Annotated in this window: 12 protein-coding genes and 2 tRNA genes; 8 read left to right on the forward strand and 6 right to left on the reverse strand. The window is 70.4% G+C overall.

All coding sequences use genetic code 11. From position 1 onward, the window contains the following. Positions 1-3 precede the first annotated feature (3 nt). The 3 genes from ACVTJA_RS24645 to rsmI all read left to right on the forward strand — a co-directional run bounded on the left by ACVTJA_RS24645 (position 4) and on the right by rsmI (position 3,252). Positions 4-1,902, forward strand: coding sequence for an AAA family ATPase (locus ACVTJA_RS24645; protein WP_465839649.1), 1,899 nt, complete (start codon positions 4-6; stop codon positions 1,900-1,902). 129 nt (positions 1,903-2,031) lie between these two features. Further along, on the forward strand, positions 2,032-2,412 hold the full coding sequence (locus ACVTJA_RS24650) for a YraN family protein (RefSeq protein ID WP_465839651.1): 381 nt from the start codon (positions 2,032-2,034) through the stop codon (positions 2,410-2,412). Between the two features lie 9 nt (positions 2,413-2,421). Continuing rightward, positions 2,422-3,252, forward strand: a complete 831-nt coding sequence (rsmI, locus tag ACVTJA_RS24655) for a 16S rRNA (cytidine(1402)-2'-O)-methyltransferase (RefSeq protein ID WP_465839653.1) — start codon at positions 2,422-2,424, stop codon at positions 3,250-3,252. Between the two features lie 46 nt (positions 3,253-3,298). Here the strand turns inward: rsmI and ACVTJA_RS24660 are convergent, their stop codons facing one another. From ACVTJA_RS24660 to ACVTJA_RS24680, 5 genes are all read right to left on the reverse strand, one after another. Then, positions 3,299-4,594, reverse strand: a complete 1,296-nt coding sequence (locus ACVTJA_RS24660; protein WP_465839654.1) for a hypothetical protein — start codon at positions 4,592-4,594, stop codon at positions 3,299-3,301. A 96-nt stretch (positions 4,595-4,690) separates the two neighbouring features. Next, positions 4,691-5,728 carry a M23 family metallopeptidase gene (locus ACVTJA_RS24665; RefSeq protein ID WP_465839655.1) on the reverse strand — a complete coding sequence of 346 codons (1,038 nt, stop codon included), beginning with the start codon at positions 5,726-5,728 and terminating at the stop codon, positions 4,691-4,693. 75 nt (positions 5,729-5,803) lie between these two features. After that, positions 5,804-7,228, reverse strand: a complete 1,425-nt coding sequence (locus ACVTJA_RS24670) for a sigma-54-dependent transcriptional regulator (RefSeq protein ID WP_465839656.1) — start codon at positions 7,226-7,228, stop codon at positions 5,804-5,806. A gap of 21 nt (positions 7,229-7,249) precedes the next feature. After that, positions 7,250-8,134, reverse strand: a complete 885-nt coding sequence (gene encA, locus ACVTJA_RS24675; protein ID WP_465839658.1) for an encapsulin nanocompartment shell protein EncA — start codon at positions 8,132-8,134, stop codon at positions 7,250-7,252. A 42-nt stretch (positions 8,135-8,176) separates the two neighbouring features. Then, positions 8,177-8,677, reverse strand: coding sequence for a ferritin (locus tag ACVTJA_RS24680; protein ID WP_465839659.1), 501 nt, complete (start codon positions 8,675-8,677; stop codon positions 8,177-8,179). Positions 8,678-8,745: 68 nt separating this feature from the next. Between ACVTJA_RS24680 and murJ the strand changes: the two genes are divergently transcribed. From murJ to ACVTJA_RS24705, 5 genes are all read left to right on the forward strand, one after another. Next, positions 8,746-10,485, forward strand: coding sequence for a murein biosynthesis integral membrane protein MurJ (gene murJ, locus ACVTJA_RS24685; protein WP_465839660.1), 1,740 nt, complete (start codon positions 8,746-8,748; stop codon positions 10,483-10,485). A gap of 282 nt (positions 10,486-10,767) precedes the next feature. Next, the gene (locus ACVTJA_RS24690) at positions 10,768-12,735 is read left to right on the forward strand and encodes a S1 RNA-binding domain-containing protein (RefSeq protein WP_465839662.1); all 1,968 of its coding nucleotides are present in this window, start codon (positions 10,768-10,770) and stop codon (positions 12,733-12,735) included. A gap of 101 nt (positions 12,736-12,836) precedes the next feature. Further along, positions 12,837-12,910, forward strand: a tRNA-Met gene (locus ACVTJA_RS24695). Positions 12,911-12,975: 65 nt separating this feature from the next. Continuing rightward, a tRNA-Met gene (locus ACVTJA_RS24700) sits at positions 12,976-13,049 on the forward strand. 212 nt (positions 13,050-13,261) lie between these two features. Continuing rightward, positions 13,262-14,209 (forward strand): aromatic alcohol reductase, encoded by a 948-nt coding sequence (locus ACVTJA_RS24705; RefSeq protein ID WP_465839664.1) that lies wholly within the window; start codon positions 13,262-13,264, stop codon positions 14,207-14,209. 19 nt (positions 14,210-14,228) lie between these two features. Here ACVTJA_RS24705 and ACVTJA_RS24710 read toward each other — a convergent pair whose 3' ends face one another. Continuing rightward, the gene (locus ACVTJA_RS24710; RefSeq protein WP_465839666.1) at positions 14,229-14,516 is read right to left on the reverse strand and encodes a hypothetical protein; all 288 of its coding nucleotides are present in this window, start codon (positions 14,514-14,516) and stop codon (positions 14,229-14,231) included. Positions 14,517-14,560: the final 44 nt, after the last annotated feature.

Here is a 14,560-nt window from a genome sequence, read left to right on the forward strand (position 1 = left end):
GCCATGCAATTCGCCGAGGTCGCCGTCCAGAATGTCCGGGGCTTCTCTCCCGCGGGGCGCTTTGCGCTCAAAGCCGGGTACCTCGTCCTCAAGCCGCCCGCGGCGGAGGCGAGTCCGCTGGCGGGCTTGTCGCTCGCGCTGCTCTTCGCCGACGGGCGCGGCGGCGACGTCAGCTTCATGGCCCCGGGCGCGAAGACGGCCAAGGCGGCCCTCACCTTCGTGGGCGTGGACGGCGTCACGTACCGCGTGCTGCGCGAGTTGGGTGGTTCCGGGTCGCTGCACCGGATGAACAAGGCCACGCAGCAGGCGGAGCTGGTGTCCTCGGACACGTCGGAGATTGGCCAGTTCCTCCGGGGCCAGGCCGGCCTGCCGCCGCGCACCACCTTCGAGCAGGTGTACTGCCTGCAGCCGGCGCAGCTTCCCTCGAGGCGCCCGCGCAAGGCGGCCGCCGCCGCGAAGCCGGACCCGAAGACGTCCGGGAAGTACCCATCGCTGGCGACGGCGTCCGCGGTGCAGCCCGCAGAGGACATCCCCGCCGCCGAGGCGAAGCTGCGCGCGCTGGAGCAGGAGCTGGTGGGCTCCTCCGAGGTGGATCAGCTCCAGTTCAAGGCGGACGGCCTGCAGTCGCAGCTCTTCGATGCGGACCAGCGCCTGAAGAGCACCGAGGGGCTGAAGGTGGCCATCTCCGACGCGGAGGCCGCGTGGCGGGCCTCGCCCACGCCCGAGTCGCTCGGGTTGCCGCAGGACATCCGCAACCGCGCACACCGCTACCCCAAGGTGATGGCGAAGCGGGACGAGGCCCTGGCGCGCCTCAACCAGGACCGCGAGGCGGGAGTCGAGGAGTCGGCCCCTTACGTGGAGCCGCTCAAGGACAATCGCGCTTTCTGGGCGGGGCTGGGCGCGGGCATCCTCTTCCTCGCGCTGGGGCTGGGCCTGGGCTCTGGCGTGGACAACACGTTCCGCTACATCGCCCTGCTGGACATCCCCGCTTTTGGCGTAGCCGCCTTCATGGCGCTGCGCCACGTGGACGATTTGCAGAAGGCGTCCCGGCAGGGCAGCAAGGAGGGCCGGTTCGAGGCCCGCGAGAAGAAGATTCTCGATGAGTTCGAGGCCGAGGCCGCGCCGCTGCGCATGGCGCAGAAGGCGCTCGGCGTGGAGGAGATTACGGAAATCGTCCCCATGCTGGAGCGCAAGGAGCTGCTGGCCGCGCGCGTGGTGGAGCTGAAGCAGGAGCTCGCTGCCAAGGAGGCGGAGCCGGAATTCTTGGAAGCCTCCAGCCAGCGGCAGGCGCTGAAGGACGAACTGGAGACGGTCAACGCGGAGCTGACGCAGAAGGGCTCCTACGTGCGCGACATCCGCGAGGTGGAGCGTGAGATTGCCCGCGTGAAGGAGTCCATCGTGCTGGCCCGTGCGCCTCGTCCGGCCGCGGCTCCGGGGGCGGAGGGTGCTCCCGCGGCCGAGCCGCTGGAGGACCCGTCTCCCGTGCTGCTCTCACAGGCCGCGGATGTGTTCACCACGGACGTGCTCTCCGTGCAGGGCATGTTGAAGGATCGCTGCCTCCAGTACCTCACCGCGCTCACGGACCGGCGCTACCAGGGCATCGAATGGGACCGCGAGGGGCGCGCCTTCGCGCTCACGCAGGGCAAGCGCATCCCCGTGGGCGAGCTGCCGCCGAAGGACCTGGACCTCTACTACCTGGCGCTGCGGATGACGGTGGTGGAGAAGGCGAGCGCCCGCGTGAAGCGGCCCTTCCTGCTGGAGGACGTCTTCGCCGGCGTGGAGGAGGTGAAGCTGCCCCTTATCGCCCGCATGCTGAAGCACCTGGGCACGCTGACGCAGGTGCTGCACGTCACCGCGCACCCCGGCTTCGCGCAGATGTCGGACGGCACCGTTAACGTGTAGTCCGACGCGGCGGGTTGCCTCCACGAGGAAGGACCGGCGCGGGCGGCTGGTGTCGAGACGTGTGGCTTGATGCGGGGGCCCCCGGATTGGCGGTTCCTGGCGGCAGGTGGGGGTTGGAGGGGAGGGCGTATGCGGGGAGCGGAGCCGCGGGAGCGGCGGCAGTACGGGGATGCGGGCGAGGACGCGGCGGTGGCCTTCCTGGAGGCGCAGGGCTGGAAGGTGCTGGCGCGCAACTGGACGTGCCGCTACGGAGAGCTGGACGTCGTGGCCGAGCGCGGGGACACCCTGTGCTTCGTGGAGGTGCGGATGCGCTCCACGGCCGTATGGGGAGACCCGGCGCATACGGTGTCGTTCGCGAAGCAGCGTCGGGTGGTGAAGGCGGCGCTGCACTACCTCTTCGCGTATGGCCTCGGCGAGCGGATGATTCGCTTCGACGTGATTTCGGTGGTGGGGCGCGGCGAGCGCGCCACCGTGGAGCACATCCCCGGCGCCTTCGACGCGGGCATGTGAGAGGACGCCATGGCTGGAACGCTCTACCTGGTGGCCACGCCCATCGGGAACCTGGGGGACGTGACGGCGCGCGCGCTGCAGACGCTGCGCGACGTGCGCTTCATCGCCTGTGAGGACACGCGCCACTCGCGCGTGCTGCTGGACCACTTCGGCATTGGCGGGAAGGACCTGGTGAGCCTGCCGGCCTTCGCCGAAGGGCAGCGCGCCGGGCGAATCCTGGACCGGATTGCGGAGGGCGAGGACTGCGCGCTGGTGACGGACGCGGGCAGCCCGGCCATCAGCGACCCTGGCGAGAAGCTGGTGGCGGAGGCGCTGGAGCGCGGGCTGAACGTGGTGCCCGTGCCCGGCCCCACTGCGCTGGTGGCGGCGCTGAGCGCGTCAGGGCTGCCCACGGGGCGCTTCCACTTCCTGGGCTTCATCCCGCGCAAGGGCTCGGAGCGGCGGGCCATGCTGGAGGAGGTGGCCAACCTCTCCGCCACGCTGGTGCTCTACGAATCCCCGCGCCGCGTGGGCGAGACGCTGCCGGACCTGCTCGACGCCTGGGGCGACCGGCGCGCCTGCGTGGCGCGCGAGCTGACGAAGCTGCATGAGGAGTTCGCCCGGGGCACGCTGTCGGAGCTGGCGGCGCGCTACGCGGCGGAGGAGCCCCGGGGCGAGGTGGTGGTGCTGGTGGAGGGCCGCACCGGCGAGCGCCGCTGGTCCGAGGAGGAGCTGAAGAAGGCGCTGGAGGAGGGCCTGTCGCGCGGCGAGAAGCTCAAGGCGCTGAGCACCGAGCTCGCCCGCCGTGCGGGCTGGGCCGGTCAGGACGTCTACCGGCTGGGGCTGTCGCTGAAGCGCTGAAGCCGAAGGCTGGGACGGACTGGAAGCAGCCCGTCCCAGCGCGCGGCTAGAAGTTGAACGAGGCGCTCAGGTCGAAACGGAACGTGGTGCTCTCTACCGCGCGGAAGCGGCGGGAGACCAGGTCATAGCGCCAGTCGAACGTCGGGTTGAGCTCCGCGGGGTTCGACTCCACATCCACCGAGCCGCTGCCGTCGATGTCCTGCCCCAGCTCCTCGGCGGTGAGGGTGTGGTCGGTGTTGTAGAGGAACGTGCCCGAGGCGCGGATGGTGAAGGACTCGGCCGCGCTGGCGCTGACGCCCAGCATGCCGCCCACCTGGAAGTACTGCTCCGAGGTGAGGAGCTTGCCCAGCGCCTGGCTCAGCTCGTTGTAGTACCGGCCGCCGCCCACGTAGTTGCCGATGCCGCGCACGTCCAGGGCGAACTTCTGGGACTTCTGCGGCTTCTCGAAGGGCACCAACTCCACGCCGAAGAGCATGCCCGCCTGCGTGGGAGCGTGGATGCCCGTCTCCTTTCGCGTCCACGGGCCGGTGCCGCAATTCTGCGGTGCGCCCAGGGTCGGCGGGTCCGCGTCGCGCTGGTCGCAGTTGGAGTAGATGCCCGGGCCGCGCACGGGGATGGTGTAGCTGGCCTTGAAGTACGGCTCGGCCACGCCCATGCGGCGCGAGAAGGACGTGTAGATTTGATACTTGTGGACGCGGTCGCCGATGTTGCCGCGCTCGTCCGGGTCCGTGGTGTTGGCGCTCGGGTCGCGCTGCTTGGCGGTGGGGGCCTCGTAGTCCAGGCCCACAATCCACGTGGGCTTGGTGGGGTCCTTCTCCTGCTTGAAGAAGGCGTAGGCCAGCCCGAAGTGCATGTTGCCCAGGCCGCCGCGGAAGCTCTCCTGCGGGATGCCGAAGAGGGGCGTGGTGTTGCCTGGCCCGCAGCCCGCAATCACCGAGCCGTCCGGGTTCAGGCAGTTGTTGGTGATGGTGGAGTTCTCCGGCGACGACTCGGAGGTGTAGTCCCACCGCTCGTTCTGCTGGAACACCAGCGGCAGCTTGAACGAGAACTCGAGGTCCCGGTACAGGCCGAAGGCGAGCTGCAGGTTGAGGCGCGCGTCCACGCCCTTGTACCAGAGCTCGCTGGCGTCGATGCGCGTGGTGGCGTCCGACGAGCCCGCGGGAATGAGCTGCTCGCGGACGATCTTCGCGCGCGTCTGCGTGCGCTCGAAGCCCACGTCGATGAAGAGGTCGAACGGGTCGTCATCCTCGAACGACGACGCAATCCGGGTGATGTCCGCCGCGCTCGCGGCGAGGGGCGCGCCCAGGGTGACTGCGGCGAGTACGGCGCGAAGCCTGTGCATCCGACCTCCGACGGCGAATCGCCCGGGCCTTCCGGCAAGGCCCGGGGGCTTCCAGCTAGCCGCGCCGTCGGAGGAGTGTCAAGAAACGGGTAGGATTTACTTCCCGGCCACGGAGGTGCCGAGGAGCCCATCCAGGCGGCGCAATTCGGTCTCGAAGAGGGACTTGTTGGCCGTATTCAGCGAGCGGCGGTAGGTCTTGTGCTGCTCGAAGGGGTCCAGGACCTTCTCCTCGCCCAGCATGAGCTGGTAGTGCAGGTGGGGGGCGAAGGAGTGGCCCGTGTTGCCGCTGGCGGCGATGACCTGGCCCGTGGTGAAGCGGCTGCCCGGCTTCAAGTCCCTGGGCAGCTCGTCCAGGTGCAGGAAGAGGGCGCGCCGGCCGCGGCCGCCGGACTCCACCAGCTCCACGCAGTTGCCGTTGCTGCCCCAGTTCCAGTTCTTCCGCTTCACCACGCCGTTGAAGGGCGCCTTGATGGGGGTGCCCACCGGGGTGCGGAAGTCCACGCCCTTGTGGCGGCGGCCGTCGCGCAGCAGGGACGTCACCTGCTCGTAGTCGTCGATGGGCGACTTCTCCAGGCGCATCTCCAGCTCGTCGCCATTGGGGAGGTAGTAGCGGGCGTTCTTGTCGCCCTCGCCCTGGTAGCGGTAGGCGCTCATCGTCTTGCCCAGCTTGCCGCTGGTGAAGCGCACCGCGTACACGAGGGGCTCCTCGTTCTCACGGCGCTGGTACAGCACGTCGAGCGTGTCGCCGCGGAGGATTTCCCCCGGCACCTCCACCCACCACACCAGCGTGCGCGTCACCACCTGCGCCAGCGCGGGGCCCACCTCCGGGCCAGCGGCGCCAACGAGCGCCGTCTCCAGCGGACCGTCGATGCGCACCGAGGCGCGCTCCAGGCCGGCGGCCTTCACCGGGTCCACCGGGGCAGGAGGCGCGACGGGCGCCGCGGCCACGGCACCTGCATCCGCCGGAGCCACGGGGGCGGCGACCTGCGCGGCCTGCTCCGTGGCATTCACCATCCGCTGCTTCCACCACCACACGCCACCGGCGGCTCCGCCGAGGATGAGGGACACGGCGACCACCGGTCCGAGCGGGCTGCGCTTCGGAGGGGCACCGAGGGTGGGAAGGTTCGGCCGCATACAAGCTCCCTGGGTTTGGAAAGAGTGGGCCGGCCCGAAACCGACGCGCGCGCGGATTAATTTCGCCGCGCGCCGTTACTCGTCGGTTCCGTCGTCCTGCCCGTCTGGTGTGGTGTCGCGCAGGCCGAATTCCTTCATCTTCGTCTGCAGCGATTTGCGGCTGATCTGAAGCAGGCGAGCGGCCCGCGTGACGTTGCCGCCCGTCTCATCCAGCTTCTTCACGATGAGGTCGCGCTCCAGCTCGGCCGCCTTCATGCGGACGATGTCCTTGAGCCCCACCTCGCCCGTGGGCACTTCCATGGACGGCGTGGAAGCAGACGCCACGGCGCCCGCCTGCACGCCCGCTCCACCGCGGACCGGCTCGGGCAGGTCCTTCGCCGTAATCAGCGGCCCGTCCGCGAAGAGCAGCACGCGTTCGATGAGGTTCTCCAACTCGCGGATGTTGCCCGGCCACGCGTAGCCCTGGAGCAGGGCCATTGCGTCATCGGCGATGCCTTCAATCTTCTTGTTGAGGCGCCGGTTGTACTTGTCCACGAAGTGCCGCGCGAGCATGGGGACGTCGCCGCGGCGCTCGCGCAGGGCGGGCAGGGTGATGGGGACCACCGCGAGCCGGTAGTACAAATCCTTCCGGAAGCGTCCCGCCTCGATTTCCGCCTGGAGGTCGCGGTTGGTGGCCGCCACGAGGCGCACGTCCACGCGCGTCGTCTTGATGCCGCCCACGCGCTCGAACTCGCCCTCCTGGAGCGCGCGCAGCAGCTTCACCTGCATCTCCACCGGGATTTCGCCAATCTCGTCCAGGAAGAGGGTGCCCTCGTCGGCCAGCTCGAAGCGGCCCGGCTTGGAGGTGACGGCGCCGGTGAAGGCGCCCTTCTCGTAGCCGAACAGCTCGCTCTCCAGCAGCGTGGCGGGGATGGCCGCGCAGTTGATCTTGATGAACGGCTTGTCGCGCCGGCTGGAGGCGCCGTGCAGCGCGGTGGCGATGAGCTCCTTGCCGGTGCCGCTCTCGCCGGTAATCAGCACCGTGGAGGGCGTGTCCGCCACCTTGTCGATGATCTTGTAGACCTCTTGAATCTGCGGCGAGTCGCCGATGATGGCGGCGCGCGCCTTGACGTCCGGACGCACGGAGCGGCGGGCGCTCTCGTTCGTCTTGGCGGCCTTCGCGACGACGGAGGACAGCTCCGCCTGGTCGAAGGGCTTGGTGATGTAGTCGAAGGCGCCGGCCTTGATGGCGTCCACGGCGGAGTCCACGGTGCCGTGCGCGGTGATGATGATGACCGGCACGTCCGGGTTGGCGGCGCGGACGGTGCCCAGCACCTCCATGCCGCCCACCTTGGGCATCACCAAGTCCGTCACCACGATGTCCGCGCCGTTCTTGTGGAACTCGGCGAGCCCCTGCTCGCCGTTCTCCGCCACGGTGACGTCGAAGCCGTCCCGTCTCAGCATCGCGGCGAGCACCTTGCGGAGGTTCGCCTCGTCGTCGATGACCAGGACCTTTGCCATGAGGTGTGTCAGGGCGTGCGGCTAGCGGCGGTGCGTGGGGGCCGGGGGCGCGCTGTTGGCGCCGGGGCCCTCGAGGGTGCAGATGGCGTCCGGGTGCTTGATGCGCAGCAGCAGCGCCTCCAGCACGCGGAACGGGTGGTTCATCCGCGAGGCGCCCAGGTACGCGGCCACCATGTCCATGGACACGGCCAGGTCCATGTTCTCCCGGCCGGTGGACACCACCACGCCGGAGTCCCCGCGCAGGCGGTTGGACTGGTACACGCCGTCCGACGCGAGCTGGCGGATGGTTTCAATCTCCAGCACGCCCGTCTTCTCGTAGATGCGGTGCAACTGCGAGTACAGCCGCGGCGACAGCACCACGGCGTACGGGCCGAAGTGGCCGTGCTCGTTCAGCTTGCGCGTGGAGTCGACGATGGCCTGGAAGCCGCCGCCCGCCACCGTCCAGTCGCCGAGCGGCACGGTGAGCCGGCCGTTGGCCGTCATCAGCCCCTCGTAGCCCAGGCGCGCGTCGCCGTAGAAGATGAGCTCGTCCTCCTGCTGCGCGCACAGCGCGGCGGCGCCCGCGGCGGCGGACACGTCCAGCGGCATGTTGTGCGTGCGCGCCGCCTCGATGTCGCGCCAGTGCAGCAGGAAGTCCTTGTAGATGATGGGGATGGTCTTGAACTTGCGAGCGTCGGTGAAGACCATCGCGGTCTCCTGCTCGCCCACGATGTCCACCGCGCCGGGGGACACGCCCTGGAACTCGTCGTAGGGCACCGTCTGCACGCCCGCGCCCAGCGGACCGTAGATGTCCAGGATGCGACGGCCGACCAGCGACCGCCGAGCCACCTGGATGACGGTCTCGTTCAGGCGCGCCCACTCCTCTTCGCGGAGGGGGTTCTCGGCATGTCCAAGGAAGTCAGGCATCGGGTGTTCTCCAAAAGCGTCAACAAGCAGAGAAGGGGGACGTCAGCGACCGCTGCCACTGCTGCCACCACCGCCCCGGCGGAGCGAGCCGACGGTCAGCGGGTGGGACTCCGCCGAGGGCGGCGGAGCCGGGAGGCCATACATGAGCCGCTGCGGAGGCAGCGACGTGGGAGGCTCGAGGCGGCTGTTGCGGCCATTCACGGTGGGCGGCGCGGGAGGAGGCGCCGCCGGGGCCGCCCGCTGGGAGGGCGGCGGGGGAGCGGCGGGCGCTCCGGGCCCCGCGGCGGCACCCTCGAAGTGGCCGGTGGCCACCGGCTGCGTGAAGAAGGTGTCCTGCCCGCTGTCCAACAGGCGCAGCATGTGGACGGCCTCGGAGACGTGCTCCTTCTCCTCGGCGGCCAGGTGCAGGAAGAAGGCGCGGACGTCGGGGGACGAGGAGGCCCGGGCAAAGGCCTCGTATTCGTTGATGGTCTCGAGCTCGCGGGCCAGCACGCGGCGGATGCGCGCCACGTCGTCCAGGTCGCTGTCGGGGGTTCCGGCCATTGCCACCGGACCCTGGCAACCTGGCGGGTTAGCGTCAAGTGAAAGAGGCTGCCCGGGTTTGGCGTTTCATGCCACTCAACGGCGTGCGTAGAGTCCCGCCCCTGGTGACTGCCTCCACGCCCGAGCCCGTGTCCCCGCCGCCGCCCTCGACTCCTCCCGCCCGGCTCGCGCGCCCAGGAGGAAGGGGCGCGGTGCTCGTCGCCACCGGCATCCTCGCGTCCCGCCTGATGGGCCTGGTGCGTGAGCGCGTCTTCGCGCACTACCTCGGCAACCTGGACGCGGCGGCCGTCTTCAAGGCCGCGCTGCGCATCCCCAACTTCCTGCAGAACCTCTTCGGCGAGGGCGTCCTCTCCGGGTCGTTCATCCCCGTGTACGCCGGGCTGCTGGGGCGCGACGAGACGAAGGAGGCGGACCGCGTGGCGGGCGCGGTGTTCGGCCTGCTGTCGCTCATCACCGCCATCATGGTGGCGGTGGGCATGCTCGCCACGCCGTTGCTGGTGGATCTCATCGCCCCGGGCTTCGAGGACCACTCACGCGAGCTGGCCATCACCCTGGTGCGCATCCTCTTCCCCGGCACGGGGATGCTGGTGCTGAGCGCGTGGTGCCTGGGCATCCTCAACAGCCATCGCCGCTTCCTGCTGTCGTACATGGCGCCAGTGGTGTGGAACATCGTCATCATCGCCACGCTCGTCATCGCCGGGGCCGGCGGCGGAAGGACCGATGACGAGCTGGTGCAGGTGCTCGCCTACGGCGTGGTGCTGGGCTGCTTCCTCCAGTTCGCGGTGCAGGTGCCGTCGACGCTGCGGCTGTTGGGCGGCTTCCGTCCGTCGCTGTCGCTGGCCAGCGGGTCCGTGCGCCAGGTGCTGAAGAACTTCGGTCCGGTGGTGCTGGGGCGCGGCGTGGTGCAGTTCAGCGCGTGGGTGGACACCGCCTTCGCGACCATCATCTCCAACCGCGCGGTGTCCTCCCTGCTGTACGCGCAGACCATCTACCTCATCCCGGTGAGCCTCTTCGGCATGGCGGTGTCCGCCGCGGAACTGCCGGAGATGTCGCGCGCCTCGGGCGAGGGGCAGGACGTGGCCGCGAAGCTGCGCGAGCGCATCGGCAACGGCGCGCGGCGCATCGCCTTCTGGGTGGTGCCCTCCGCCGCCGCGTTCCTCTTCCTCGGGGACATGGTGGCCGCGGCGCTGCTGCAGACGGGGCGCTTCGGGGCAGGCGACTCGCGCTACCTCTGGTACCTGCTGATGGGCGCGGCGGTGGGCCTCGTGGCCTCCACCGTGGGGCGCCTCTACGCCTCCGCCTTCTACGCACTGAAGGACCCGAAGACGCCGCTGCGCTTCGCGATTGTGCGCGTGTCCACGGGCGCCCTCGGCGCGTGGCTGTTGGGCCTGAAGCTCCCCGGCTGGCTGCACCTGCCCGAGGACCTGGGCGCGGTGGGCCTCACCCTGGTGGGCGGCATGGTGGCCTGGCTGGAGGCCGGCCTCCTGCGGCGCCGGCTCGTGAAGCAGATTGGCCCGGTAGGCGTGCCCCCGGGGCTGCTGCCCCGGCTGTGGGCGGCCGCTGTAGCCGCCGGGCTGGTGGCCGTGGGCGTCAAGCTGGGGCTCGCGGCCCTGCTCGGCCCCATGCCCGACGTGGCGGAGTGGGGTGGGAGCATCCTCGTCCCCCCTCAGTTGCACCCGGTTGTTGGCTTCCTGGCGACGGCGATTCCCTTTGGCGTGGTGTATTTCTCACTGGCCGCCGCCATGGGGGTTCCAGAGGCCGGCGCGGTGTTCCGCAAGGTCGGCCGCAAGCTCCGGCTGGTGCGCTAACCTCCCGCGAATACTCGGCTCCTCACGGGCCAACCGGCGGTTGTTTGGACCCGCAAGCAGTGCGATGGGATGGCCTGACGCACCGCCTCCGTTAGTGGACGAAGCATCGGGGCACACGGCGTGCGCGTCATCTGGCTTCCGCCGGGCATGGCGCGCGTGTAGAGTGCGCCGCCTTTTTCACCGGGGCCCGGCTTCTCGGGAAGTCAGGGTCGAATTCGTCTCAGGAAGGTCTCGGCAGTGAGCGACGAGAAGAACGGTTCCAATTCTGGCGGTCCGGGCGGGATGGGTCCCAAGAAGCCGAAGGCTACCTTCGGCGACGTGATGCTCGGCATCCCCTCTGGGGGCAGTGGCCGCGGCGAGGGGGACCGGGGTGGGCGCGGTGGTGGCCGCGGTGGCGAGCGTGGAGGCGACCGCGGAGGTCGTGGCGAGCGTGAAGCGTCGCCGCGCCCCGAGGGTGGTGCCCCGCGCGGCGACCGTCCCCCGCGTGGCGGTGGTGACAGGGGAGGCGAGCGCCGCGGTGGCGGTGAGCGCCGTCCGTCCGGCCCCATGGTGGTCGTGAAGCGCGCGTCCGGCGTCATCGAGACGCGCGGTCCGGTGGCCGACAAGCCCGCCGACGCGACGGCCACGGCCGAGGCCACGGGCGCCGCCGCCGAGGCTTCGGCCGCGACGCCGGCCCCCACGCCTGCTCCGCGCCCGGCGCCGGTTCCCGCGCCCACCAGCGCGCTCTACGAGGAGGTCCCCGAGTCCCAGTCCTTCGCCGAGATGTTCGAGGCGCAGGCCAAGGAGGGTGGCACTCCGGGGCGCCGGGGCGTGCGCGTGGGCGAGAAGGTCCGCGGCACCATCTTCCAGCTCGGCGCGGACACCGCCTTCGTTTCAATCGAGGGCGCCGCCAAGAGCGAGGCGATGATCGAGCTGCGCGAGCTCAAGGACGATGAGGGCATCCTCCGCTTCGGCGTGGGTGACAGCATCGACGCGCACGTCATCGAGGTGGGCGCCAAGGGCATCATGCTGTCGCGCGCGCTCGCCAAGGGCAGCGCGTCCATGGCCCTGCTCGCCGAGGCCCGCGCCTCCGGCATGCCCGTGGAGGGCATGGTCCTCAGCGTGAACAAGGGCGGTGTCGAGGTCGCCATCGGCGACATCCGCGCCTTCTGCCCCATCAGCCAGCTGGACCTGCGCTTCGTGGAGAAGCCGGACCAGTTCATCGGCGAGAAGCTCCAGTTCCGCGTCACCGAGGTGCGTGAGCGCAACGTGGTGCTGTCGCGCCGCGCGCTCCTCGAGGAGGAGCAGAAGCGGCTGGCGGCCGAGACGCGCAAGAACCTGGGCGAGGGCAGGGTCGTCAAGGGCAAGGTCACCGGCGTGCGTGACTTCGGCGTCTTCGTCGACCTGGGCGGCGTGGAGGGCATGATTCCCGTCTCCGAGCTGTCGTACACGCGCGTGGGCCACCCGAGCGAGGTGGTCAACGTCGGCGACGAGGTCGAGGTGGAGATCCTCCGCATGGAGGCCGCGCAGCCCAACTCGCCCGACAAGAGCAAGCAGAAGGAGCGCATCACCCTGTCCATGCGCGCGCGCATGGAGGACCCCTTCAAGAAGGCCATCTCCGAGATCAAGGAGGGCGACCGCCTGCAGGGCAAGGTCGTCCGCCTGCAGCCCTTCGGCGCCTTCGTGGAGCTGCGCCCCGGCGTGGATGGCCTCGTGCACATCTCCGCGCTGAGCGACCGCCGCATCGCGCACCCGCGCGACGTGGTGAAGGAGGGTGAGGTCATCTGGGTGGCCGTCGAGAAGATCGACGCCAACGAAAAGCGCATCGGCCTGCGCCGTATCTCCGAGGAGGAGGCGCAGCGTCCTCCCGAGGAGCGTCCGGCGCCCACCGCCGCCAGCGCCCCCGCGCAGGCGAAGCAGCCCGCGGCGCCCCGCCCCAAGGTGGGCGAGGTCGTCGTCGGCAAGGTGGACCGCATCGAGCCGTACGGCGTGTTCCTCCAGTTCCCCGGCGGCAAGGGCCTCCTGCCGGCGAGCGAGACGGGCACCGAGCGCGGCACGGACCTGCGCAAGCACTACTCGCTGGGCCAGGAGGTGAAGGTGGCCATCCTGGACATCGACGCGTCCGGCAAGATTCGCCTCTCCGTCACCGCCGCCCAGCGTGCGGAGGAGCGCGCCGAGGTCGAGGCCTGGCAGAAGACGCAGCAGCCGCAGGGCGCGGGCAAGAAGGGCTTCGGCACCTTCGCCGACCTGCTCAGCAAGATGCGCAAGTAACGCCCCCTTTCTCCTCGCTGCTCCGGATGAATGGAGCAGCGCGGAGAAAGGTGTTGACGCTCCAGGGCGGGGACGGTACTTACCGCCTCGCTTCTCTCTGACGCGGGGTGGAGCAGCCTGGTAGCTCGTCGGGCTCATAACCCGAAGGTCGCAGGTTCAAATCCTGCCCCCGCAACTCGTTGCACCTGAAGCCCGGCGGAATGTAAGCCGGGCATCAGCGGTTCGAAGACAGACACATGACGCGGGGTGGAGCAGCCTGGTAGCTCGTCGGGCTCATAACCCGAAGGTCGCAGGTTCAAATCCTGCCCCCGCAACTCGGATCGGCCCGGTCATCCTCCTGGATGGCCGGGCCGATTGCTTTGGTGCACCCGCCGCCGGGACTCCTGCTCGTCCCTCGTGCGGACCAGGGGCCCCCAGAGGGTGTGTCGCAGTCGGCATCCTCCCGACGCTCCATCTTCCCGGTGAGGCCGCATGCGCTGGACGGGGCCCCCCTCCGCGCCTGCCCGCCGGTGAGGAGGAGCGCACCATGGACACCGAGGCCACGCACGTCCTGCTGGTGGGAGGCACGGGCAGGTTCGGGCACCGGCTCGCCTCGGCGCTGCTCTCGCGGCCCGGCATTCACCTCCACGGGCTGGTCCGCCCGGGCACGCCGCTGGAGTCGCTGGACGGGCTCGCGGACCAGGGCGTGACGCTCGTCGAGGGCTCGCTTCAGGATGCGCGAGCGCTCGACTCGGCGCTGGAGGGCGTGGACGCGGTGGTGTCCGCCGTGCGCGGCGGGCGCGACGTCATGGTGGACGGACAGTTGCGGCTGCTGGACGCGGCGAGGCGGCACGGCGTCATGCGCTTCATTCCCTCCGACTACTCGCCGGACTACTTCGGGCTGGGCGAAGGCGAGGACGCGCGCCTGGACTGGCACCGGCGTGTCGCGGAGGCCGTGGTGAAGAGCGGCCTGCGGCACACGTTCATCCTCTGCGGGGCCTTCATGGAGGTGGCGCTGTCACCAGCGGCGCACGTGTTCGATTTGGAGCGCGGGCACGTGGCGTACTGGGGCACGGGCGACGAGCCGTTCGACGTCACCGCGATGAGCGACGTGGCGCGGTGGGTGGCGCAGGCCGTGGTGGACCGGAGCACGGAGAACCGGCGGTTGGAGCTCGTGGGGGACGTGGTGACGGTGAACGAAGTGGCCCGGCTCTACGAGGAGCTCACGGGCCGCCAGCTCCAGCGCGTCTGCCGCGGCTCGGTGGAGGAACTTCGCCGCTACCTGGCGCGCGCGAGCTCACCGGTGGAAGAGGCGCGCGAGGGACTCGTGCGACCGCACCTCCTGATTCAGCTCGCCGGACGGGGCCGGCTGCGCCACCCGGAGACGGACGCATTCGCATGGCGCCAGCCGATGACGGTCCGCGAGTACCTCGAGGCGCAGCTGCGCACGTGGATGGCTTCGCCCGCGGAGGCCTCGCTCCCCGCGCACCCGTGAGCGCACGGCGAGGCCCTGCTCAGCGCTCCGGCGCGGGATGCCCAGGCGCGGGGTCGCACGCGATTTGCGCGCACTCGAGCGCCGTGCCGCAATGCCCGTCACAACAGCGCTCCAGCTTGCGCGGACAACCGCCCGCGTCCGCCGCCGGAGCAGGGGAGGGTGGCGGCACCTCGCGTTGCTCCACGCCCGCGTCGCGGCCTTGGACATCCGCGGCCGCCGCGCCGTTCCCTCCACCCGTCACCTGGGTGTCACCCGCCACGGCGGATGGAGGCGTCTTCGCGGGGCTCCGGCAGGCCGTGGAGTGCATCGCCGGGCCAGAAACCAAGAAAACGGAAATCCACAGGGTCCGGA

It is taken from the genome of Pyxidicoccus sp. M6 (genome assembly GCF_055568925.1).

Bases quoted from the DNA above. Each gene is read 5' to 3' on its own strand.
- ACVTJA_RS24645 (WP_465839649.1), top strand. From the start codon at position 4: ATGCAATTCGCCGAGGTCGCCGTCCAGAATGTCCGGGGCTTCTCTCCC.
- ACVTJA_RS24650 (WP_465839651.1), top strand. From the start codon at position 2,032: ATGCGGGGAGCGGAGCCGCGGGAGCGGCGGCAGTACGGGGATGCGGGC.
- rsmI (WP_465839653.1), top strand. From the start codon at position 2,422: ATGGCTGGAACGCTCTACCTGGTGGCCACGCCCATCGGGAACCTGGGG.
- ACVTJA_RS24660 (WP_465839654.1), bottom strand. From the start codon at position 4,594: ATGCACAGGCTTCGCGCCGTACTCGCCGCAGTCACCCTGGGCGCGCCC.
- ACVTJA_RS24665 (WP_465839655.1), bottom strand. From the start codon at position 5,728: ATGCGGCCGAACCTTCCCACCCTCGGTGCCCCTCCGAAGCGCAGCCCG.
- ACVTJA_RS24670 (WP_465839656.1), bottom strand. From the start codon at position 7,228: ATGGCAAAGGTCCTGGTCATCGACGACGAGGCGAACCTCCGCAAGGTG.
- encA (WP_465839658.1), bottom strand. From the start codon at position 8,134: ATGCCTGACTTCCTTGGACATGCCGAGAACCCCCTCCGCGAAGAGGAG.
- ACVTJA_RS24680 (WP_465839659.1), bottom strand. From the start codon at position 8,677: ATGGCCGGAACCCCCGACAGCGACCTGGACGACGTGGCGCGCATCCGC.
- murJ (WP_465839660.1), top strand. From the start codon at position 8,746: ATGCCACTCAACGGCGTGCGTAGAGTCCCGCCCCTGGTGACTGCCTCC.
- ACVTJA_RS24690 (WP_465839662.1), top strand. From the start codon at position 10,768: ATGGGTCCCAAGAAGCCGAAGGCTACCTTCGGCGACGTGATGCTCGGC.
- ACVTJA_RS24705 (WP_465839664.1), top strand. From the start codon at position 13,262: ATGGACACCGAGGCCACGCACGTCCTGCTGGTGGGAGGCACGGGCAGG.
- ACVTJA_RS24710 (WP_465839666.1), bottom strand. From the start codon at position 14,516: ATGCACTCCACGGCCTGCCGGAGCCCCGCGAAGACGCCTCCATCCGCC.